Source organism: Methylobacterium sp. 285MFTsu5.1 (assembly GCF_000383455.1).
Classification (GTDB): Bacteria; Pseudomonadota; Alphaproteobacteria; order Rhizobiales; family Beijerinckiaceae; genus Methylobacterium.
Genome location: NZ_KB911281.1, coordinates 142555 through 165338 on the forward strand (window position 1 = coordinate 142555; position 22784 = coordinate 165338).

20 protein-coding genes are annotated in these 22784 nt (G+C 73.9%); 17 read left to right on the plus strand and 3 right to left on the minus strand.

The annotated features are described in order from the left end of the window. The first annotated feature begins 6 nt into the window (after positions 1–6). The 10 genes from H288_RS0118445 (at position 7) to H288_RS0118490 (ending at position 8616) form a co-directional block, all read left to right on the plus strand. A complete protein-coding gene (locus tag H288_RS0118445; protein ID WP_020094059.1) occupies positions 7–987 on the plus strand; it encodes a cation diffusion facilitator family transporter in 981 nt (326 codons plus the stop codon). Then, positions 984–1832, plus strand: coding sequence for a shikimate dehydrogenase (locus H288_RS0118450; RefSeq protein ID WP_020094060.1), 849 nt, complete (start codon positions 984–986; stop codon positions 1830–1832). The genes H288_RS0118445 and H288_RS0118450 overlap by 4 nt, the downstream gene beginning before the upstream one ends. Next, complete coding sequence (coaE, locus tag H288_RS0118455) at positions 1829–2467, plus strand: dephospho-CoA kinase (RefSeq protein ID WP_020094061.1); 639 nt, start codon at positions 1829–1831, stop codon at positions 2465–2467. Before H288_RS0118450 ends, coaE begins: the two co-directional genes overlap by 4 nt. Before the next feature lie 66 nt (positions 2468–2533). Continuing rightward, on the plus strand, positions 2534–2749 hold the full coding sequence (locus tag H288_RS0118460) for a hypothetical protein (protein WP_020094062.1): 216 nt from the start codon (positions 2534–2536) through the stop codon (positions 2747–2749). Between the two features lie 119 nt (positions 2750–2868). Then, complete coding sequence (gene dnaQ, locus H288_RS0118465; protein ID WP_020094063.1) at positions 2869–3594, plus strand: DNA polymerase III subunit epsilon; 726 nt, start codon at positions 2869–2871, stop codon at positions 3592–3594. A gap of 223 nt (positions 3595–3817) precedes the next feature. Next, positions 3818–5050: a PHB depolymerase family esterase gene (locus H288_RS0118470; protein WP_020094064.1), complete on the plus strand. Its 1233-nt coding sequence runs from the start codon at positions 3818–3820 to the stop codon at positions 5048–5050. A gap of 127 nt (positions 5051–5177) precedes the next feature. Further along, complete coding sequence (locus H288_RS0118475; protein ID WP_020094065.1) at positions 5178–6083, plus strand: TIGR01459 family HAD-type hydrolase; 906 nt, start codon at positions 5178–5180, stop codon at positions 6081–6083. 244 nt (positions 6084–6327) lie between these two features. Continuing rightward, on the plus strand, positions 6328–6726 hold the full coding sequence (locus tag H288_RS0118480; RefSeq protein ID WP_020094066.1) for a DUF350 domain-containing protein: 399 nt from the start codon (positions 6328–6330) through the stop codon (positions 6724–6726). 7 nt (positions 6727–6733) lie between these two features. Beyond that, positions 6734–7456 (plus strand): DUF1190 domain-containing protein, encoded by a 723-nt coding sequence (locus H288_RS0118485; RefSeq protein ID WP_020094067.1) that lies wholly within the window; start codon positions 6734–6736, stop codon positions 7454–7456. Continuing rightward, on the plus strand, positions 7456–8616 hold the full coding sequence (locus tag H288_RS0118490) for a glutathionylspermidine synthase family protein (RefSeq protein WP_020094068.1): 1161 nt from the start codon (positions 7456–7458) through the stop codon (positions 8614–8616). Before H288_RS0118485 ends, H288_RS0118490 begins: the two co-directional genes overlap by 1 nt. A gap of 22 nt (positions 8617–8638) precedes the next feature. Here the strand turns inward: H288_RS0118490 and H288_RS0118495 are convergent, their stop codons facing one another. Beyond that, entirely contained in the window at positions 8639–9235 is a 597-nt protein-coding gene (locus H288_RS0118495; protein ID WP_020094069.1) for a hypothetical protein, read from the minus strand. 289 nt (positions 9236–9524) lie between these two features. On the opposite strand from H288_RS0118495, the gene H288_RS0118500 reads away from it, so the two are divergent. After that, a complete protein-coding gene (locus tag H288_RS0118500; protein WP_049961888.1) occupies positions 9525–10490 on the plus strand; it encodes a YiiG family protein in 966 nt (321 codons plus the stop codon). A 28-nt stretch (positions 10491–10518) separates the two neighbouring features. Here the strand turns inward: H288_RS0118500 and H288_RS33525 are convergent, their stop codons facing one another. Continuing rightward, the gene (locus H288_RS33525) at positions 10519–11355 is read right to left on the minus strand and encodes a hypothetical protein (protein WP_049961887.1); all 837 of its coding nucleotides are present in this window, start codon (positions 11353–11355) and stop codon (positions 10519–10521) included. Between the two features lie 101 nt (positions 11356–11456). Further along, positions 11457–12527 carry a DUF4424 domain-containing protein gene (locus tag H288_RS0118510; protein WP_020094071.1) on the minus strand — a complete coding sequence of 357 codons (1071 nt, stop codon included), beginning with the start codon at positions 12525–12527 and terminating at the stop codon, positions 11457–11459. Positions 12528–13000: 473 nt separating this feature from the next. Here H288_RS0118510 and H288_RS0118515 point away from each other — a divergent pair, with 473 nt between their 5' ends. From H288_RS0118515 to H288_RS0118540, 6 genes are all read left to right on the plus strand, one after another. Next, a complete protein-coding gene (locus tag H288_RS0118515; RefSeq protein ID WP_020094072.1) occupies positions 13001–13579 on the plus strand; it encodes a peroxidase-related enzyme in 579 nt (192 codons plus the stop codon). Between the two features lie 297 nt (positions 13580–13876). Then, entirely contained in the window at positions 13877–16132 is a 2256-nt protein-coding gene (locus H288_RS0118520) for an ATP-binding protein (RefSeq protein ID WP_020094073.1), read from the plus strand. Beyond that, the gene (locus H288_RS0118525; RefSeq protein ID WP_020094074.1) at positions 16132–16593 is read left to right on the plus strand and encodes a response regulator; all 462 of its coding nucleotides are present in this window, start codon (positions 16132–16134) and stop codon (positions 16591–16593) included. The genes H288_RS0118520 and H288_RS0118525 overlap by 1 nt, the downstream gene beginning before the upstream one ends. Further along, on the plus strand, positions 16590–18317 hold the full coding sequence (locus tag H288_RS0118530) for a response regulator (RefSeq protein WP_020094075.1): 1728 nt from the start codon (positions 16590–16592) through the stop codon (positions 18315–18317). Before H288_RS0118525 ends, H288_RS0118530 begins: the two co-directional genes overlap by 4 nt. 199 nt (positions 18318–18516) lie before the next feature. Beyond that, positions 18517–21756, plus strand: a complete 3240-nt coding sequence (locus tag H288_RS0118535) for a PAS domain-containing protein (RefSeq protein ID WP_020094076.1) — start codon at positions 18517–18519, stop codon at positions 21754–21756. A gap of 162 nt (positions 21757–21918) precedes the next feature. After that, on the plus strand, positions 21919–22536 hold the full coding sequence (locus H288_RS0118540) for a heme-binding protein (protein WP_026605072.1): 618 nt from the start codon (positions 21919–21921) through the stop codon (positions 22534–22536). Positions 22537–22784: the final 248 nt, after the last annotated feature.

Sequence of the window (22784 nt, forward strand, 5' to 3'; positions counted from 1 at the left end):
ACCGCCTTGGCGGGACACGACCATTCGCACGGCGGCCACGGGGGGCATTCCCACGGCGGTCATGCCCATGGCGGCCTCGGCGGCCACGCGCACGCGCCGAAGGATTTCGGCACGGCCTTCGCCATCGGCATCGTGCTCAACACCGCCTTCGTGGTGATCGAGGCGGCCTACGGCTACCTCAGCAACTCCATGTCGCTGGTGGCCGATGCCGGCCACAACCTCTCGGACGTGCTGGGCCTCGCGGCGGCCTGGATCGCCGCGATCCTGGTGCGCCGCCGCGCCAGCGCGCGCTTCACCTACGGTTACCGCGGCTCCTCGATCCTGGCCGCCCTGTTCAACGCCGTGTTCCTGCTCATCGCCATGGGGGCGGTGATCTGGGAGGCGCTGGTCCGGCTGGTCCACCCGGAGCCCGTCGCGGGCACGACCGTGATGGTGGTGGCGGCGGTGGGAATCCTGGTCAACGGCCTAACCGCGTGGCTCTTCGCCAGCGGCGCCAAGGGCGACATCAACGTCCGCGGCGCGTTCCTCCACATGGTGGCCGACGCCGCCGTCTCGGCCGGGGTCGTGGTGGCGGGCCTCGTGATCCAGCTCACCGGCCTCGCCTGGCTCGACCCGGCGGTCAGCCTCGTCATCGCCGCCCTGGTGGTCTGGGCGACCTGGGGCCTGCTGCGCGACAGCGTGGCCATGTCCCTCGACGCCGTGCCGCCGGAGATCTCCCCGGACGCGGTGACCGGCTTCCTCCTCGAGCGGCCGGGCGTCGCCGGCCTCCACGACCTGCATATCTGGCCCATGAGCACCACCAGCGTCGCCCTGACGGTCCATCTCGTGATGCAGGAGGGGCATCAGGCCCACCGCCAGCCCGGCAACGGCTTCCTCGCCGAGACCGCCGAGGGCCTGCGCGACCGGTTCGGCATCGGCCACGCCACCCTCCAGGTCGAGGAGGCCGGCGGCCCGGCCTGCCGCCTCGCGCAGGATTGCGCGGCGTGAGCGGCGCCCAGCCCCGCGCCTTCGTGGTCGGCCACCCGATCGCCCACTCGCGCTCGCCGCTGATCCACGGCCACTGGCTCGCCGTGCACGGGATCCCGGGCTCCTACGAGCGGCTCGACGTGGCCCCGGAGGCCTTTCCGGACTTCATCCGCGCCCTGCCCGCGTCCGGCTACCGGGGCGGCAACGTCACCATCCCCCACAAGGAGGCGGCCTTCGCTCTGGTGGACACGCTCACGCCGCGGGCGAAGACCATCGGCGCGGTCAACACCCTGGTGGTCGGGCCGGACGGGCGGATCCGCGGCGACAACACCGACGCGCCGGGCTTCTGCGCCCATCTCGACCACAGCCTGGGCGCGGCCTGGCCGGACCGGGCGGGCGGCACCGCCCTGGTGCTCGGCGCCGGCGGCGCGGCGCGGGCGATCGTGGTCGGGCTCGCCGAGCGCGGCCTGCGGCGCGTCTGGGTCGCCAACCGCACCGCGGCCCGGGCCGAGGCGGTGGCGGCCCTCGCGCCGGGCGTCGGCGCGGCGCTCGCCTGGGACGACCTGCCGGCGGCGCTTCCCGGAACAGGCCTCCTCGTCAACACCACGTCCCTGGGCATGAAGGGCCAGCCGCCCCTCGCCGTCGACCTGTCGCCCCTGCCGGCGGACGCGGCCGTGGCCGACATCGTCTACGCGCCCCTGGAGACCGAGCTCCTGGCGGCGGCGCGGCGGCGGGGGCTCGCCGCCGTGGACGGGCTCGGCATGCTGCTGCACCAGGCGGTGCCGGGCTTCGCGGCGTGGTTCGGCCCGCGCCCCGCCGTCACCCCCGAGCTGCGCGACCGGATCGTGGCGGACCTCGCCGGATGACCCCGAAGGCCGGATCCGGACCCGTCATCCTCGGGCTCACCGGCTCGATCGGCATGGGCAAGTCGGCCACGGCCCGGATGTTCGCGGAGCGCGGCGTCCCGGTCCACGACGCCGACGCCGCCGTCCACGCCCTCTACGGGCCGGGCGGCGCGGCCGCCGCGGCGATCGGCGCGGCCTTTCCCGGCGTGCTCGGCGACGACGGCGGCGTCGACCGGGCGCGGCTGCGCGCCGCGGTGCTCGACGCGCCCGACCGGATGGCGGCGCTGGAGGCCATCGTCCATCCCCTGGTCCGGGCGGCCAGCACGGACTTCCTGGCGCGGCACGCGGCGGCGCCGCTGGTCGTCCTCGACGTTCCGCTCCTCTACGAGACCGGCGGCGAGGGCCGCTGCGACGCGGTCGCGGTGGTGAGCGCCCCGCCCGAGATCCAGCGTGACCGGGTGCTCGCGCGTCCCGGCATGACCGAGGCGGCCTTCGCGGCGATCCTGGCCAAGCAGATGCCCGACGCCGAGAAGCGCGCCCGGGCAGATTTCGTCATCGACACGGGCCGGGGTTTCGCCGCCGCCGAGGCCGCGGTCGCGCGGATCGTCGAGCGACTGACGGCGCACCGTGCGCCGCCGCACCGCGGCGACGGATGAAACGCCCGGAGGATTGAATATCTGCGGTTGTGTTCCGGGGGGAATACGGACGGCAGGATGGACGTGATGGCGCGGCGCTGGGGCGGGATTGATCGCATTCGGTCGGGCGGCATCCGGGCCGCAGCCCTTCTCGCGCTGCTGGTGGCCGGGCCTGCGCAGGCCCAGTACGCCGCCAACTGCCCGCCGCCGAAGAAGGTCGCGGCCGGCGCCTGCGTCACCGCCTGCCCGGGCGGCTACGAGGACCGGGGACCCGTCTGCGTCTACCGCAACACCTCTCGGTAGGGCGAGGCGCTCGACGGTTGGTCGACGGTGATGGACGGGGACGGCCGTGCAGGGCGGGTTAACCGCTCGGGCTTATCCCGCTAGGGTCCGCCCCCACCCCCCCGCGAGTCGCGAGACCCATGCTGCGCGAGATCGTCCTCGACACCGAGACCACCGGCACGGAGGCGAAGGGAGGCGACCGGCTGATCGAGATCGGCGCGGTGGAGCTCCTCAACCACATCCCCACCGGCCGGACCTTCCACCGCTACTGCAACCCGCAGCGGCCGGTCTCCGAGGGCGCCTTCAACGTCCACGGCCTGTCCGACGCGTTCCTCGCCGACAAGCCGCTCTTCGCCGAGATCGTCGGCGAGTTGCTGGCCTTCCTGGCCGACGGGCGGCTCGTGATCCACAACGCGCCCTTCGACGTCGGCTTCCTCAACATGGAATACGCCCGGCTCGGCGCGAACGCCCCGCCGCCGATCCAGCTGGAGGACGTCGTCGACACCCTGCCGATGGCCCGGCGCAAGCACCCGGGCGCGGCCAACAACCTCGACGCCCTCTGCAGCCGCTACAGCATCGACAACACCCGGCGCACCAAGCACGGGGCGCTCCTCGACGCGCAGATCCTGGCCGAGGTCTACGTCGAGCTGCTCGGCGGCAAGCAGACCAGCCTCGGCCTCCTGGAGGCCACGACAGCCGCCCCGGTGGCCGGCTCGGCGGCCCTGGCGTCGGCGGCTCCGGCGGCGCCCCGCCCCTACCGGTCTCGCCTCACGGATGCAGAGCGCGCCCGGCACGACAGCTTCCGCGCGAGCCTCGGTCCTGCCGCGATCTGGGCCGAGTATATCGGGGCGGACGATCCGGCCTGATCGCCGGTCCGTCCCGCTCTCCGATCCGCACGCCTGCCGCGCGCCGCCGGCTGTTGCCGCATCGCACAGGGGCGTTTATTGCAATGCACAAAACGCCGTCGACGGAGCCTCTCGCGGGGTGACGGAGGCTGGCCCGCGCGGTGCCGGTGCGTTCCCTCGGGGGAGGCACGGGCGCGCCGGATCCGGCCGTGACGGAGATGCTGAGGCAGTGAGGCGCGCACGCATGACCGAGGATTTCGGCAGTCGCGACGGACAGCGCGACGACAAGACCGGCCCGTCACCCTTCGCCGACATGATCGAGGCCACTCGCCTGACCGGCCTCGGCCGGCTTGAGGAGGCGACCGCCCTCATCCAGCGCAGCCTCGGGGGGCAGAAGGCTCCGCCCGCCGATCCGTCGGCCGCGCCGCAGCCTCCCGCGCGCCGCGACGCGCCGGCCGCCGAGACGCGCAGTCCCGCGGCGGAGTCCGGGACGCGGATGCGCGAGGTGGTGGGGCAGGTCGTGCGCGGGCTCGCGCCGGTGCTGAAGGGGCTCGGCAACCCGCTCCGGTCGCCGGCCCCGCCGCCCGCCGACCGGGCGGGCGGGACCGGGGGCCGCTTCGTGTCCCTGACCCATGCCGAGCCCGCCGGCACCCGCGAGTACAAGCTGTTCATCCCGAGCCACCCGGACCGGGCGGCGCCGCTGATCGTGATGCTGCACGGCTGCACGCAGAACCCGGACGATTTCGCCGCCGGCACCGGCATGAACACCCTCGCCGAGCGCGCCGGCGTGTTCGTGGCCTACCCGGCCCAGAGCCGCCAGGCCCACGCCCAGCGCTGCTGGAACTGGTACGAGCCCCGGGACCAGGGCCGCGGCGCGGGCGAGCCGGCGATCATCGCGGGCCTCACCCGCGCGATCATGGCGGAGCACCCGATCGACCCGGCCCGGGTCTACATCGCCGGCCTGTCGGCCGGCGGCGCCGCCGCCCTCAACATCGCCCGCGCCTACCCGGATCTCTACGCCGCCGTCGGCGTGCATTCGGGCCTCGCGGCCGGCTGCGCCCGGGACCTCGGCTCGGCGCTGATGGCCATGCAGGTCGGCGCCCCGGGCCTCGGCGCCCCGACCGCCTTCGGCACCCCGGCGCCCGCCACCCGCGTCCCGACGATCATCTTCCACGGCGAGGACGACGGCACGGTGAGCGTGCGCAACGCCGACCAGGTGCTGGCCCAGGCCAAGGTCGCCGGGCTGACGCCGCGGTCGGAGACCTTCGAGGGCCGCGGCCACCCCTTCACCCGCACCCGCTACCGGGACGAGGCGGGCCGGGTCGTGGTCGAGGATTGGCGGGTGCGCGGCGCCGGCCACGCCTGGTCCGGGGGCCGCCCCGACGGCAGCTATACGGATCCCGAGGGGCCCGACGCGTCCCGGGCGATGCTCGATTTCTTCGCCGAGCACCGGCTGGGACCGGCGGGGCGCCCGTAAGGGGTTTCCGGAGGGCCGCGCGCTCTGGCGGGTTGTCAGGACGCGGCCCTGCTGTATCGCAGGGCGCTGCCCTGCTCCCACAAAAGGTCCCGGACCTTTTGCATCCAGGACCTCCCCAGGACCTCCCATGAGCACCACCCCCGCGCCGATCCCGACCCTCCAGGGCCTCGCCGAGGTCGCCGACCGGTACGACCTGATCCTCTGCGACGTCTGGGGCGTGCTGCACGACGGCCAGACGGCCCACACGGCCGCCGGCGAGGCGCTGATCCGCTTCCGCGGCCTCCCGGGCGCGCGGCCGCGCCGGGTCGTCCTCGTCTCGAACGCGCCCCGGCCCGGCGACGGCGTCGGCCGCATCCTCGACCGGTTCGGCGTGCCGCGGGAGGCCTACGACGCGATCCTGACCTCGGGCGACCTCACCCACGACCTGATCGCCGCGCGCCCGGGTGCCCGGATCCGGCATCTCGGGCCGGAGCGCGACCTCGGCATCTTCCAGGGGCTCGACCTCAGCCTCGTCCCGGAGGCGGAGGCCGACCTCGTCGTCTGCACCGGCCTGTTCGACGACCGCAGCGAGACCCCGGACGATTACCGGCCGGAGCTGGAGCGCCTCGCCGCCCGCGGGCTGACCATGATCTGCGCCAATCCGGACCTCGTCGTGGAGAGCGGCAACCGCCTGATCCCCTGCGCGGGCCTGCTCGCGGCGGCCTACGCGGAGATCGGCGGCCCCGTGGTCTACGCCGGCAAGCCCCACCGCCCGGTCTACGAGGCGGCGCTCGCCAAGGGGGCGGCGCTCACCGGGGCGGCGCTCGCCGGGGCCCCGGTGGACCCGGCGCGGGTCCTGGCGATCGGCGACGCGATCCGCACCGACATCGCCGGCGCCCGCGGCTTCGGCATCGCCAGCCTGCTGGTGGCCCGCGGCATCCACGCGGAGGAACTCGGCGTCACGGCCGCGCATCACCGCCTGGGCGACGTGGCGGACTGGCTCGGCCGGCAGGCGGTGCATCCGGACGCGGTGATCGAGCGGCTGGTCTGGTAGCGGCCGGTCCTCCGAGGCGGGCCCTTCGAGGCGGGTCCTGCGCGTATTGCCGCCAGTCTAACCCCCTGAAATCCCCGACAAGCTTGACACCGCGCGGGAAATTGCGTGGATTCGCGCGTGTGAATCGGTCCCGCGCGCAGCAATCAGCCCCGACATTCGCCTCACGCGTCGGGCGATTCGACCCGAAGACCTGCCCGATGGCGGCGCGCGCGACGATCGGGGCCGGCGAGACGGCGGGTCTTGCGTGACCCTCGTCTCCGGACTGCCCGATTTCCTGCTCTATCTCGGCACCGCGACCGGGCTGATCGGCCTCTACCTGCTGATCTACACCCTCGCCACCGCGCACAACGAGCTCGCGCTGATCCGCCGGGACGTGACGGCGGCCGCCGTCGCGCTGGGCGGGAGCCTGGTCGGCTTCACCCTGCCGCTGGCGGTGGCGATCTACAACGCGCGGTCGCTGCTCGACTGCCTGATCTGGGGGCTGATCGCCCTGGTGATCCAGATCGCGATCTACTGGCTCGTGCGCCTCGCGGTGCCGGACCTGTCGCGGCGCATCGAGGAGGATCGCGCCGCCGCCGCGATCCTCCTCGGCGCGGCCTCGCTGGCGGGCGGCGTCGTGAACGCCGCCTCGATGACCTATTGAGGGGCCGGTGACGGAGACCGCGCCACGTCCCGACGCAGCCTCCGGCGACGCCGCCTGCGGGCCCGGGGCCAGCTTCGCCGCTGCCCGCCGCTCCAAGCGCTCGGCCGCCGTGTCGCTGGTCCTGGTCGCCGGTGCCGGCGCGGCCGCGCTGACGCTCGGCGGCCTCGACCCGTCCCAGCGGGAGGAGGAGGCGCTCGTCTACGGGACGCTCGGCGCCTGCATCGCCCAGCAGCTGCGCGGCGCCGAGGCCTGCATCGCCGCCTACAAGACCGCGCAGGAGACCTACGCGGCGACGGCGCCGCGCTACGAGACCGAGGCCGATTGCCAGCGCCACCACGGGACCGGCGGCTGCACCCCGGGCGCGCAGGTCACGGAGGCCGCGCGCGGCCGCTACCTGCCGGTGATGGCCGCCTTCATGATGGGGCGCACGGACGCGCAGGACCTGCCGGTCCAGCCGCTCTACCCGCACGCGCCCGAGGAGGAGCGCGACGAGGCCGGGACCGCGACGGCCGGGCATGGGGGCGGCTACTGCACCGGCGCGGGCGGGCGGGTCGCCTACGCGGGCGGCGCCTCGCGGGTCCACGTCCCCGCCTCGGTCGCCCGCACCGCGAGCGCGACCCCGCGCACGATCAGCCGCGGCGGCTTCGGCGGCACCGGGCGGGCGACGGCGTTCTCCGGAGGCTCGGGCGGCCGCGCCGGCGGGTTCGGGGGCGGGTTCGGGGGCGGCTGATGCGCCGCGTGCCGGTCCCGGAGCGGCCCGACTGGCGCCAGCACGCCGCGCGGGCCGGCTTCACCTTCCACACATTCGACGGCGCCCCCTACTGGGACGAGAGCGCCTACTACGCCTTCGGCCTCGCGGAGATCGAGGACGCCATCGAGGCGCCGAGCGCCGCGCTGCACGACCTCTGCCTCGCCTTCGTGGACCGGGCGGTCCGGGACGCGGCGATCCTCGCCTCGCTGCGGATCCCCGAGCACGCCTGGGACGCGATCCGGGCGAGCTGGGACCGGCGCGATCCCAGCCTCTACGGGCGCTTCGACTTCAGCTACGGGGGCGACGGGCCGGCCAAGCTCCTCGAGTACAACGCCGACACGCCCACCGCCCTCTACGAGAGCGCGGTCTTCCAGTGGCTCTGGCTGGAGGACGGGCTGGCGCGGGGGCGCCTCCCCGCCGGCGCCGACCAGTTCAACACCCTGCACGAGGCGCTGGTGGCGCGCCTCGCCGCCGTGGCGCCCCCGGAGGGCGTCGCCTTCGCGGGCTTCCCCGACGCGCCGGAGGATCGCGGCACGCTGGCCTATCTCCAGGACTGCGCGCTCCAGGCCGGCCGCCCCGCTCCCTTCCTGCCGGTCGAGGCGATCGGGCTCGACGCGGACGGGCGCTTCGTGGACGCGGCCGGCGCCCCGATCGGCTGCCTGTTCAAGCTCTACCCGTGGGAGTGGATGTTCGCCGACCCGTTCGGCCGCGCGGTCGGCGCGGCCGCGACCCGGTTCCTGGAGCCGCCCTGGAAGGCGGTGCTCTCCAACAAGGGGCTGCTGGCCCATCTCTGGGCAATGGCGCCGGGCCATCCCAACCTGCTGCCGACCTATTTCGAGGAGGACCCCGCCAAGGCCGCGCTGGGCCGGAGCTTCGTGAAGAAGCCCCTCTACGGGCGCGAGGGCGCCAACGTGCTGATCGTGCGCGACGGCGCCGTCGCGGCGCGCGACGAGGGGCCCTACGGCGGCGAGGGCTACGTGCGGCAGGCCCTGGCGGAGCTGCCCGATTTCGCGGGCCGCCGCGCGCTGGTCGGCAGCTGGATGGTCGGCGACCGGCCCGCCGGCCTGTGCCTGCGCGAGTCGGACGGCCTCATCACGACCGACCGGGCCCGGTTCGTGCCGCACCTCATCGATCCGTGACCGGGTCCCGCGCCGCCGCGGCTCACCGGCCCAGCGCCGCGAGCTCCCGCCGCATGTTCGACCGCGCCGGCCCCTCCAGCGCCGCCCGGGCCCGGGCGGTGACGAACAGCGGCCGGCCGGATGCGAGGGCGCCCCGCAGGAAGGCGGCGCGCCCCTGCCGGTAGGCGTCCGCGCCCACGACCGGGACGAATTCCCGCGCCACGCCGGCGGCGTAGCCGTCGTAGGCGGCGGGCGCCGCCCCCAGGATCGCCATGTCCATGTCGAGGAAGGTCGCGACGTCCGCGGCGAGCGCGGCCGGGAGACCGTCCGGGACGGCGTGCCGCTCGGTCGCCAGGATCATCGTCTCGGCCGCCGCCAGCGTGGGCGCCGGGACCGCGCCCTCCGGCAGCGCCCGCAGGAGCGCGGCGCTGCGGCGCTCGTTGTCCGCGGCGCCCGGCCGGTAGACGGCGTCGTGGAACCAGATCGCCAGTTCCACCGCGTCGGGATCCCGGACCGTCCCGCGGCGGGCGCGGAACGCCTCCAGCAGCGCGTCGATATGCGCCTGGCCGTGATAGACCCGGTGAGGCTCGGCCAGCCGGGCGCGCAGGTCAGCCAGGATGCGGGGATGGCCGTCGAGCATCGGCCGATCCTCTACCCGATCCGCCGCCGCGGGACGAGGCGGATCGCGCCGCAGGCCCGGGAAGACGCTCCGGGCACCCGCGATGGACTTCCCGGCCTCGCGCTCCGACGCCCCGCGAGATCATCGTCCCCGCGACGATGATCGGGGATGTGATCGTCGAACGCCCCGATAGACGCGCCGCTGTCGATCCCGAGAGATCTATTGGGCGCGATCGACCCGATCCCGCGTCTGGTCTTCGCGCGGAACGCCGGCTACAGGGGCAGAACCATCCGGAGGATCCCCAGCGCCCATGAGAGCGACGAGCCTGAGAACGACGACTTGGTTGATGCTGACGGCGCTGCTCGCCGCCGCCCCGGCCCGTGCGCAGGCCCCCGCGCAGGCCCCTGCCCCGGCACCGGCGGGGCCGGCGACCAAGCCCGAGAGCGATCCGGCTCAGGAGACGATCCGCAAGCTCAACGCCTATGTCGGGCTCCTCAACCGGACCCTGCGGGCGCAGGAATCGCTCGGCCGCTATCAGAGCTGGGTCAACATGAAGACCGGTCCGACCGGCCGCGAGCGGATCATCTACGGCCTCTACGGGCTCTACGACGTGCGCGGCGAGATCGCGAAGGCGGAGGCCGCGACGGCGCAGCCGCCCGCGATGCCGGACCTCGACGGCGCCGTGAAGACCTACATCGCCGCCTATCAGGCGCTCGCCCCGACGGTCACCGAGGCGGAGGGCTACTACGAGCGGCAGGATTACCGCGCGGACAAGATGGAGCAGGGCAAGGCGCTCCACGCCAAGCTCGCCGTCGCGGGGCCGGCCTTCCTGGCGGCGCGCGCCAAGGTCGACGCCGCGCTGCGGGTCGAGAAGGAGAAGAGCGACGCGCTGGAACTCGCCGCCCTCGAGGCGCGGGAGGGCCGCAAGGCGCGCTGGCACGTCGCGAACGTGATGACCGCCTGCCGCAAGGTCATGGACCTGCTGCCCACCGACGCCAAGCCGGTCGTCGACATGGCGGCCTTCGACGCCGCGCTCGGGCGCTACGCCGTCGCCGTGAAGGACATGGACGGGTACAGCGCCGCCAACCCGAACTCCTTCCACGTGTTCGAGAGCCGGCCCCGCGCGCTCCTGGGCAAGCTGCGCGAGTTCGACGACAAGCTCGCCAAGGCCAGGGGCGACGCCCGGCGCGGCGCCGGGCGCGACGTGACCTGGATCGTGAACGACTACAACATGATGGTGTCGACCGCGCAGACGGCCACGACCTTCTCGCGGTGACCGGGGGCGTCCGGGACCCGGGCCCCCGTCAGCGGGCGCTCCGGCCCGGTTCCGTCAGCCGCAGCGAGGTCGCGGCCGCGGTGACGGCCGCCTGCCAGCGCGCCTGCTCGGCCGCGGGGTAGCGGACGCGCAGGGTGACGAAGGCGCCGCCGCGGCCGCCCGCCAGCAGGGTCTTCCGATACAGGATCCCGGCCGCCGTCGTGCAGGAGAGCACGATCCAGCCGGGCTTGCGCGCCGCGTATTCCGGCGGCTGCCGCAGGCAGGTCTTCCGGTCCGCGGCCACGACGGCGTCGAGATCCTGGTCGAGCACGTCGTTCAGGCCCGACACCGTCAGGTGCAGGTGGCCGTCGGCCGAGCGGAAGGCCTGCCCGTCGCCGTTGTCCGGCGGCGGCTCCGCGACGAGGTCGGCGGGCACGTCGACGGAGAAGCCGAAACGGGCGTTGACCACGTGGCGCAGCGCCGGCGTGTCCGGCAGCGCCCGGCTCCAGTCGCGCCGGACCTGCGCGATCCGCGCGGTGTAGGCCCGCGTCAGGCAGGCCGTATCCGGGCAGGCATCGCGGACCCGCGCGCGCCAGCGCGCGTGGTCCTCGCCGAAGGTGTCGATCGCCTGGCCGGTCTCGCCGTCGACCCCGCGCGTCTCGCCCACGATCCGGTCGAACAGGCGCCTGAGTTCCTCGTCCAGCCGCGTCAGGGCGGGGTCGGCACAGATCAGCGTCTCGACCCTGTCCCGGATCCCGGCGCAATCCGGCGCCGCCCGGGCGCCGACGGTGCCGAGCGCACAGACTGCGCCGACGAGGCCTGTTCGGAGGATCGATCGGGGGATCGATCGCGGGCTCAGGCGCGCCGGACGGGCTTGGCTACGCACGGATATCCCTCCTGTGGCGGTCTGGACGCGATCGGCCGTGCGGTCCCGGCCTGCACGGGCCGCCGGGCGTGCTGGGCCCGGGCAGGATGGCGCGCCGCCGCTCATCGGCCCGTCGTTGTCTTGAGCATCAGGATGTCGATGTCGCGCCGAGGCACGTAATCCGTCACGACGCTCTCGAAGGTCGTCGGGCCGGTCTTGCGGAGCCCGGTGGCGCAGAACGACACGAGCGTCGTCGGATCGCCCTTGTCCACGGTCAGCTTGAATGTGCCGATCGGCCCGGCCCAGTTGCCGCCGGAGGTGATCACGTAGGACAGGTACTGCTCGAAGGCCTGCACCCCCCGCCCGCCCGCCGCCTCGATCCTGCGGGCGAGCCCCTGGGCCGCCTTCAGGAAGGCCGCGTCCGTGCAGTATTTCCGCGCGTACTCGGCCTTCTCGTCGGCGCCCTCGGTCGGGGTCCCGAACGACAGGCTGGAGAGGCCGCCGACGCCCGGAACGTAGCTCTGCCGGACGACGACGTCGCGGCCCGCCGGGAAGACCTGCCGGCGCCAGAACTTCGACCGCAAGGTCCAGACCGGGAACAGGCTCGTCGTGCCCTTGCCCATGTCCTGGGGCTCCAGGAGGCCGTCCGCCACGAGGCCGCGGCGCTGATCGGCGCCCAGGGCGGCCAGCGCGGCCTCGGTCGCCTCGACCGTCGGGACGAGGGGGATGCCGAGGCTCCGCAGCCGCCCGGTCACCTCGACCTCCGGCTTGCCGGCCGGCGTGACGAAGGCGCGCTGCTCGACCTGCGAGTCGACCGGCCGGCCGTCGACCTCGGTGGTGAAGCGGAGGAAGTTGTCGTGCTTCGGGTCGGCGATGCTCAGCATCGCGTCGGGACCCCCGGAGATGTCGGGCATCGGGAACGCGATCGTCGTCTCGACGTCCCGGTCGGTCAGGTTGCGAAAGCGGTAGACGATCCGCACCGCCTTCTCGGACAGGAAGAGGTCCTCGGAGACGAGGGCGATCCGGTCCGTCTTCTCCAGGACGAGACCGCCGGTCGCGAGGGTCGCGACGCTGTCGTCGGCCCGGGCCGGACGCGGCAGGGCCGACGACAGAGCCGTCGACAGAGCCACCGACAGGATCACCGGCAGGAGCAGGGTCAGGCGCGGGATGCGGGTCGTGGATGGGATTCGCACGGCTGTCGGGCTCGCGGGTTGGATCCGTCGGTGCGGGGCGGGGTGAGAACCGGCGCGTCGCCGGTCAGCGATCGGCGGGCGGGTCTCGGACGATCCGGTCACGCCTCCGGCTCAGTCGCGGAGCGGGCTCGGCAACCGTCGGTCCCGGTGGGAGACGGGCCTCGATCCGCCGCCCCAGAGCGGTGAGCGCTTCGGCGAAGGCGTCATCGGTCGCGGCACACCATCCTCCCCGCGGCGCGCCCGCACGCGCACCGCCGAATCTCGGACGGACCGAATGGAAGCTTTCGGGCAGAGTTGAGGCCGACCGAGAGGGCCATGTCAGGTCGAGGCGTCAGGTCGAGGCTGTGAGAAGACACCGCCGTCGGCGGCCGCGCGCGATTGCGCCGCCGCGACCGTTCGGTCTATCGGCTGCCCGGGATGGCCGGCGGCCCCGGGCGCCGGCTCGATCCGCGACGATCTGCGAGGAGCGCCCCGTGCCAGCCGAAGACGCCCCGATCGGCCGCTTCCCGATCCCCCGCCTGGAGACGCTGCCGGACGACATCCGCGCGCGCATCGAGGCGGTGCAGGAGAAGTCCGGCTTCATCCCGAACGTGTTCCTGGTGCTCGCCCACCGTCCGGACGAGTTCCGGGCGTTCTTCGCCTACCACGACGCGCTCATGGACAGGCCGGGCAACCTGACCAAGGCCGAGCGCGAGATGATCGTGGTGGCGACCTCGGCCATCAACCAGTGCCAGTACTGCGTGATCGCCCACGGGGCGATCCTCCGGATCCGCGCCAAGGATCCGCTGATCGCCGACCAGGTGGCGATCAACTACCGCAAGGCCGACATCACCGACCGGCAGAAGGCGATGCTCGACTTCGCTATGCTGGTCAGCCAGTCCGCCCACCAGGTCGGGGAGGCCGCGTTCGCGGCGCTCAGGGCCCACGGCTTCGACGACGCGGATGCCTGGGACATCGCCGCCATCGCGGCCTTCTTCGGCCTGTCGAACCGGCTGGCGAACGTCAGCAACATGCGGCCCAACCCGGAATTCTACGCGCTGGGTCGCGGCTGACGGCGCGGCGTCCGTCCCTCGCCGCCGGCGAGCGGACCGCCGGGGCGGTTTCCGGGTGTCCGCCACCCCTTCAGAGGGCTCGGCGCCCCGCGGGACCGCCGGAGCCCCGCCGTGCGACCTGGCGTCGCGCGCGGGGAGCGGATGAAACGGCTCCGGCCCTCTGAGCCCGACGGCGACCGCGCGCGGGGACGGGGCGCGCCGTCCTTACCAGTGCTTTAAGCCTATAGGAGCCGCCCGGTCCGGCTGTTAACAGGCGTTAAATTTTGTGGCCGACCCGGTGAGGGGGCGAATCCCGGCTTGAACCTTCGAAGCGGCGCGGCCCAGCGTCTCGACCTGACCGCGTGCGATCGCGAGCCCATCCACATCGTCGGCAGCGTCCAGCCGCACGGGTTCCTGCTCGGCCTCGAGGCCCGGTCCCTCACCATCGTCCAGGCGAGCGCCAACGCCCCCGCGGCGGCCTCCGTCGGCACCGTCCTCGACGCGGCCCTGCCCGACCTCGCGGCCGTCGTCCGCCACCACCTGGAGGCGGCGGAGCCCCAGGACGGCGCCCTCTATCTCCGGACGGTGACGCTGGAGACCGCCGGCGGGCGCCAAGCCTACGAGGTTGCGGCCCACCGGGTCGACGAACTCGTCGTGCTGGAGCTGGAGGAGATCGACGCGGCCGCGGCCGAGATCGGCGTCGACGTGCTCACCCCGCGCCTGCGGGCCTTCGTCGAGCGCCTGCAGACCGCCCGCACCGTCGAGGACCTCTGCCAGTTCGTCGCCGAGGACATCCGCCAGATCACCGGCCTCGACCGGGCCCTGGTCTACCGGTTCGACCGCGACTGGCACGGCACGGTGCTGGCGGAGGCCGGCAACGGCGTCCTGCCCTCCTACCTCGACCTGCGCTTCCCCGCCTCCGACATCCCGGCCCAGGCGCGCGAGCTCTACCGCCGGAACCGGCTGCGCATCATTCCGGATGCCGGCTACGTCCCCGTGCCGATCCGGCCGGCCACCACGCCTTCCGGCAAGCCGCTGGACCTCAGCCAGTCGGTGCTGCGCTCGGTCTCGCCGGTCCATGTCGAGTACATGCGCAACATGGGCACGATGGCGTCCATGTCGGTGTCGATCCTCGTCGACGGCGCCCTCTGGGGCCTGATCTCCTGCCACAACCGCGCGCCCAGGCGCGTGCCCCTCCAGGCGCGCAATGCCTGCGACGTGCTCACCCAGATCTTCGCCCTGCAGCTCTCGGCCCGCGAGCGCGGCGCCCAGTCCGAGAAGCGGCTGGCGCTGGGCGCCGTGCAGGCGCGCCTCCTCGCGTTCATGGCCGAGGAGGACAGCTTCGTCGACGGCCTGCTCAACCACCCCGACGACGTCCTGGCCCTGGTGGACGCGACCGGCGCCGCGGTGGTCACGGCGGACCGCTGCCGGCTGCTCGGGGCGACGCCGACCGAGCGCGAGGTCCGCGCCCTCTATCGGTGGCTGTCCGAGCGCGAGGATGCCGAGGAGGTCTTCGTCTCCGAGGCCCTGTCGGAGGCGTTCCCGGCCGCCGCCGCCTTCGCCGACCGGGCGAGCGGCCTCCTGGCGATCTCGGTCTCGAAGAAGTACGCGAGCTACATCCTCTGGTTCAGGCCCGAGGTCGTGCGGACGGTGAAGTGGGGCGGCAACCCCGTGAAGGCCGTCCGGCCCGACCCGGAGGGCGGCCCGGACCGGCTGCACCCGCGCAAGTCGTTCGAGATCTGGAAGGAGACCGTGCAGGGCCGCTCCCTGCCCTGGTCCGACCCGGAGGTGGAGGCCGCCAAGGACCTGCGCGCCTCGGTGCTCGGCATCGTGCTCCGCCGGGCCGAGGAGCTCGCCGCCATGAGCGAGGAGCTGCAGCGCTCGAATAAGGAGCTGGAGGCGTTCTCGTACTCGGTCAGCCACGACCTGCGCGCGCCGTTCCGCCACATCGTCGGCTACGCGAACCTGCTCAAGACCCGCGAGGGCGCCCAGCTCTCCGACAAGGGCCGGCACTACGTGGAGACGATCATCGAGGCGGCCTTCTCGGCCGGCACCCTGGTCGACAGCCTCCTGAGCTTCTCGCAGATGGGCCGGCACGCCCTCAACAAGGTCTGGGGCGACATGAACGCCCTGGTCGAGGAGGTCCGCCGGAAGGTCCTGCGCGACGTCACCCCCGACCGGACCCTCCGCTGGGAGATCGCGCCCCTGGGCCGCGCCTACGCCGACCCGGTGATGCTGCGGCTCGTCATCGAGAACCTGCTGTCGAACGCCGTGAAGTACACCCGCGGCACCCCGGAGGCGGTGATCGCGATGGGCAGCCTCCCGCCCCGGGAGGGCGAGGCGGTTTACTACGTGCGCGACAACGGCGCCGGCTTCGACATGGCCTACGTCGACAAGCTGTTCGGCGTCTTCCAGCGGCTGCACCGGGTCGAGGAGTTCGAGGGCACGGGCATCGGCCTCGCCAATGTCCGCCGCATCGTCGAGCGCCACGGCGGCCGGACCTGGGCCGAGGGCAGGCTCGGCGCGGGCGCCACCTTCTACTTCACCCTGCCCATCCGGGAGGAGGCCCACTGATGGCGGGACTGAAGCCCATCCTCCTGGTCGAGGACAACCCGAACGACATCGAGCTGACGCTGGCGGCGCTCGAATCGAGCCAGCTCGCCAACGAGATCGTCATCTGCCGCGACGGCGCCGAGGCCCTCGACTTCATCTACCGGCGGGGCGCGCACGAGAAGCGGCAGGCCCAGGACCCCGCGGTGGTCCTGCTCGACCTGAAGCTGCCGAAGGTCGACGGCCTGGAGGTGCTCGCCAAGATCAAGGGCGACCCGGTCACCCGCCAGGTGCCGGTGGTGATGCTGACCTCGTCCCGCGAGGAGACCGACCTCGTGCGCTCCTACGATCTCGGGGTGAACGCCTTCGTGGTGAAGCCGGTCGCCTTCGAGGAGTTCTTCGCGGCGATCAAGGAGATCGGCGTGTTCTGGGCCCTCCTCAACGAGCCGCCGCCGTACCGGGGAGGCTGGCCATCGAACGCGTGATCGGACCTTCCGCGGGGCCGCTGCGGGTCCTCCACCTGGAGGACAGCGACCTCGACGCCGAGCTGATCGAGGCCGAGCTGGAGACCCTCGGGCACCCGGTCGCGATCGAGCGGGTGATGACCCGCGACGCCTTCGCCCGCGCGGCGGTCGCCGGCCGGCACGACCTGATCCTGGCGGACTACGTCCTGCCGACCTTCGACGGCGTGAGCGCCCTCGGCATCGCCCGGGCGCAGTGCCCCGACACGCCGTTCATCTTCTGCTCGGGCACGCTCGGCGAGGACGTCGCGGTCGAGGCCCTGAAGAACGGCGCCACCGACTACGTCGTCAAGCAGCGCCTCGACCGCATGCCGCGCACGATCGTCCGGGCGCTGGCCGAGGCGCGGGCCCGCGCCGACAAGCGCGAGGCCGAGGCCGCCCTGCAAGCGCTCAACGAGACGCTGGAGGTGCGCATCGCCGAGCGGACCCGCGAACTCGCCGCGGCGAACGAGGCCCTCCAGGCCCAGATCGTCGAGCGGGAGCGGGCGGAGGACGCCCTGCGGCTCGCCCAGCGCCTGGACGCGGTCGGCCAGCTCACGAGCGGCGTCGCGCACGACTTCAACAACCTGCTGACGGTGATCGCCGGCAACATCGAGTTCCTCGAGAGGGTCGTGTCCGACACCCGCTCGAAGCGCCGCCTCGCCATGATGCGCGGGGCCGCCGAGCGCGGCGCCCGGCTCACCGCGCAGCTGCTCGCCTTCTCCCGGCGCCAGCGCCTGGAGCCGACGCCGGTCAGCCTCAACCAGACGGTCGCGTCGATGCGCGACCTGCTGCAGAGCTCGATCGGCGGCGCGGTCCGGATCGAGACGACCCTCCAGCCCGACCTGTGGCCGGCCCTGGTCGACGCCACCCAGATCGAGCTGGTGATCCTGAACCTCGCCATCAACGCCCGCGACGCGATGGCGGTGGGCGGCCGGCTCGCCATCGAGACCGCCAATGTCAGCGTCACCGGGGCGCCGACTCGGCCCGAGCAGCCGGCGCCCGGCGCCTACGTCATGGTGGCGGTGAGCGACACCGGCACCGGGATGACGCCGGACGTGCTGGCCCGGGTGTTCGAGCCGTTCTTCACCACCAAGGAAGTCGGCAAGGGGTCGGGTCTCGGGCTCGCCCAGGTCTACGGCTTCGTCAAGCAGTCCGGCGGCGGCATCCGGATCGACACGGTCGCGGGCGAGGGCACCTCGATCAAGGTCTACCTGCCCCGGGCCGCGGAGCCCGAGGGTGCCGTGCCCCGCCTGCCGGCCGCGGCCGAGGCCGCGCGGACGCACCCGCCCGGGAGCGGCCCCCGGCTCCTCGTGGTCGACGACGACGCCGAGGTGCGCGAGGTGACGACGACCCGCCTGATCGAGGCCGGCTACGCGGTGCGCGAGGCGGCCTCGGGCCTCCAGGCCCTGGCCGCCCTGGAGGCGGATCCGGGCGTCGACCTCGTCGTGATGGACTTCGCCATGCCGGGCATGAACGGGGCCGAGACGGCCCTGGAGGTGCGGAAGCGCTGGCCGGCGCTGCCGGTCCTGTTCGTCACCGGCTTCGCCGACACCACCGCCCTGACCGAGGCCGGCGCCGTCGGCGCCGACGCGATCGTGCTGAAGCCGTTCCGCGTCGGGGAACTCGAGGGCAAGGTCGCCGCCGCCCTGGCGGCGCGCCCGCCGGCGCAGCTCCGGCTGATCTCGGGCCGCGACAGGAGCGCCTGAGGGGGACGTCGCGCGGGCGTCCCGCTTGCGTCTCTGGGGCTCTCCCGGGCGTTCTCCACACGGCGTGCGGGCCCCGCACGGTGTCCCGGGCGGCGCGTGCGCGCCGACGCGGTTGCGCGAACCCGCCCGCTGGGGCACCGATGGCGCTGTCCTGTCCCGCCGGTTCCTCGCCCCATGTCCGAGTCACGCGCCTGGTCCGATGCCTGAGACCGTCGGGACCGCGCCCCCGGCCTTCCTCGCGGAGGGCGGCGCGATGGGCGCCCGGATCCGCGCCCACGACTGGTCCGGCTCGCCGCTCGGCCCGCCGGACAGCTGGGCGCCCTGCCTGCGGGCGACCCTGAGCCTGATCCTGGGATCGCGGTTCCCGATGTTCGTGGCGTTCGGGCCCGACCTCGTCTTCCTCTACAACGACGCCTACGCGGAGATCCTGGGCGACAGGCATCCCGCGGCGCTCGGCGCGCGCTTCCGCGACGTCTGGAAGGAGATCTGGCCGGAGATCGGCCCCCTGATCGACCGGGCGCTCGCCGGTGCGGCGACGTGGTCCGAGAACATGCCGCTGACCATGAACCGGCACGGCTACGACGAGCCGACCTGGTTCACCGCCTCGTACGCGCCGGTGCGCGACGAGGCGGGCCGGGTCGCCGGCCTGCACTGCGCCTGCACGGAGACGACCGGCCGCGTCCAGGCCGAGGCGCGCCTGCGCGAGGCGGAGGCCCGGATCCGGGCCCTCGCCGACCACCTCCCGGGCGGCTACGTCTACCAGCTCGCCATGGCCCCCGACGGCGCCGACCGGCGCTTCCTCTACGTGTCGCAGGGTTTCGAGCGCATGACCGGCCTGGCGGCCGGGGACGTGCTCGCCGACCCGGCGGTCGCCTACGACCTGATCCTGCCGGAATACCGCGCCGCGGTCGCCGAGGCGGAGGCCGCCGCGATCCGCGACCTCGCGCATTTCGACGTCGCGGCGCCCATGCGCCGGCCGGACGGCACCCACGTCTGGACGCGCATCGTCTCGGCCCCCCGCCGCGTCGGCGACACGCTGGTCTGGGACGGGCTGCATCTCGACGACACGGTGCGCCGCCGGACCGAGGAGCAGCTGCGGGAGAGCGAGCGGCGCCTGCGGCTCGCGACCGAGGCGGCCGAGATCGGCCTCTGGGACGTCGACGTCGTCGCCGACACCCTGTTCTGGCCCGCGCGGGTCAAGGCGATGTTCGGCATCTCGGCCGACGTGCCGGTCACGATGGCCGATTACTACGCCGGCCTGCATCCCGAGGACCGGGCGGCCACGAGCGCGGCCTACGCCTCCGCCCTCGATCCCGCGCGGCGCGCCGTCTACGACGTGGAGTACCGCACCGTCGGCAAGGAGGACGGCGTCGTGCGCTGGGTCGCCGCCAAGGGGCGCGGGATCTTCGAGGGCGCGCGCTGCGTGCGGGTGATCGGCACGGCGATCGACATCACCGCCCGCAAGCAGGCCGAGGAAGCCCTGCGCGCCAGCGAGGCGCAGTTCCGGGTCCTGTCGCAGGTGCTGCCGAACTTCGTCTGGGCGACCGACGCGGCCGGGGCGGCGAACTGGTTCAACGCGCGCGTCTACGCCTACGCGGGCCGGGAGCCCGGCACCCTCGACGGCGCGGGCTGGCGGGGGATCATCCATCCCGACGATCAGGACCGGGTCGACGAGGAATGGCGGGCGGCCGTCCGGTCGCGGGCCGACTACCAGTCCGAGTACCGCCTGCGCCGCGCCGACGGCGCGTATCGCTGGTTCCTGGCCCGGGCGCAGCCGGTCCTGGGCGCCGACGGCGCTGTCACCCGCTGGGTCGGCACCAGCACCGACATCGACGACCAGAAGCGGCTCATGGCCGAGCTCGTGCGCTTCAACCTGACCCTGGAGCAGCGCGTGGCCGAGCGCACGGCCGAGCACGACCGGGTCTGGCGCAACTCGCGCGACCTGCTGGCCGTGGTCGGGGCCGACGGCATCTTCCGCGCGGTCAATCCGGCCTGGCAGACGATCCTGGGGCACGAGCCCGCCGCGGTGGTGGGGCGCAGCTTCCTGGACTTCATCTGGCCCGAGGATGCGGGCGCGACCCAGGAGGCGCTCGAAGCGGCCGCCGCGGCGCGCGACCTGACCGATTTCGAGAACCGCTACCGGCACAGGGACGGCACCCTGCGGCTGATCTCGTGGCGCACCTCCGTCGAGGGCGCGCAGGTCTACGCCTACGGCCGCGACGTCACCGCCGAGAAGGCCCAGGCCGAGGCGCTCCGGCACGCCGAGGAGGCGCTGCGGCAGTCGCAGAAGCTGGAGGCGGTGGGCCAGCTCACCGGCGGTGTCGCCCACGACTTCAACAACCTCCTGACGATCATCCGCTCGTCGGTCGACTTCCTCCGCCGGCCGGACCTGGCGGAGGAGCGCCGGTCCCGCTACCTCAACGCCGTCTCGGAGACGGTGGACCGCGCGGCGAAGCTCACCGGCCAGCTCCTCGCCTTCGCGCGGCGACAGGCGCTGAAGCCCGAGATCCTCGACGTCGGCGCGCGGCTGCGCGGCGTGGCCGACCTCCTCGACACGGTCACGGGCGCCCGCATCGCGGTCGTGACCGAGCTGCCGGAGCGGCCCTGCTTCATCCGGGTCGATCTCAGCCAGTTCGAGACCGCGCTGGTCAACATGGCGGTGAACGCCCGGGACGCCATGGACGGCGCCGGAACGCTGACCCTGCGCCTGCGCTGCGGCGCGGCGCTGCCGCCGATCCGCGGCCATGCCGGCGCGCCCGGCCCGTTCGCGGCGATCGACCTCGTCGACACCGGCACCGGCATCGCGCCGGACGTGCTGGCGCGGGTGTTCGAGCCGTTCTTCACCACCAAGGAGGTGGGCAAGGGCACCGGACTCGGCCTGTCCCAGGTCTTCGGCTTCGCCAAGCAGTCCGGCGGCGACGTCGCGGTCGAGAGCGCGCCCGGCCGCGGCGCCACCTTCACGCTCTACCTGCCGCAGGTCGAGCCCGAGGCGTCCTGCGCCGCCGCCGCGGAGGCCGCCGCCCTCGACCCCGGCGGCGCGGGGCAGCGGGTTCTGGTGGTGGAGGACAACATCGAGGTCGGCCGCTTCGCCACGCAGATCCTGGAGGATCTCGGCTACGCGACGACCTGGGCGACCAACGCCGAGGAGGCGCTGGACCAGCTCGGGGCCGACGGCGCGGCCTTCGACGCCGTGTTCTCCGACGTGGTCATGCCCGGCATGGGCGGGATCGCGCTGGCCCGGCTCCTCCGGCAGCGGATGCCGCACCTGCCGGTGGTTCTGGCCTCCGGCTACAGCCACGCCCTCGCCCAGGAGGGGATCCGCGACTTCGAGCTGCTGCCCAAGCCCTACTCCGCCGACCAGGTCTCGCGCGTGCTGCGCAAGGTCGTCGGCGCGCGGCGGAGGCGGCCGAGGGGCGGGCAGCCGGGCGGGCAGCCCTGACGCGGCGGGGCGCTGCCGGGACCAGCGGAGACCTGACAGAGACCTGACAGAGACCTGACAGAGGCCTGACGCCGCAGCCGGGCGGCGACGGGCGGTCCCGGCGCCATGTTCCCGCGGGAGGTTCCGCGCGCGGGAGACGCCGCGCCCGCCCCCGGAGGTCCCATGGACAGGGTCATGTACGCGCTCGTCACCCTGGCGGAGGCGGTGCTCGGGATCTTCGGCGTGCGGGCGCTCTACGAGCAGCCCGCCTACGCGGTCGTCGAGCGCCTCGACCGCGGGGTCGAGATCCGGTCCTACGCGCCGCGCCTCGCGGTCGAGACCGACGCGCGCGGCCAGGGCGACGGCGACGCCTTCGGGCGGCTGTTCCGCTACATCACCGGCGCGAACCGGGCCGGGGACCGCATCGCCATGACGGCGCCGGTCGAGAGCGGCGGCCAGCGCATCGCCCAGCCCATCGCCATGACCGTCCCGGTGGAGCGGGACGGCACCGGCACGATGCGGTTCTTCCTGCCCCGCGCGGTGGCGGCGGCCGGGGCGCCGGCCCCGACCGAGCCGGGGGTCCGGCTGGTCGAGGTCCCGGCCGAGCGGGTCGCGGCCCTGCGCTTCTCCGGCCGCCTCACCCCGGAGGCGCGGGCCGCGCAGGCGGGCATCCTCGCCGCCGTCCTGGCGGCGGCCGGCCGCGCACCGGCGGGCGCGCCCTTCGTCATGGGCTACGACCCGCCCTTCGCGATCCCGTTCCTGCGCCGGAACGAGGTCGCCGTCCGCCTGCCGCCGCGGTGAGAGCCGGGACCGGTCCTGACGACCCGGCGCGCGGCCTCGGACGCCGCCCCGGAGGACCGGCCCGATTGCGCAATTATCCCGCGATGTCCTTCATAATAATCCCGAAGACTTGCCGCTATCTTCCTCTTTTGTTGTCTTTGCGCCACAGGCCCGATCATTCGAGCCCGCAAGTCGTCCCCGGCAGGGATTAAACAGAATGTGAATTGAGGTCGCGACCCGACCCGAGATCAGTGAGGCGCACGCAGCCG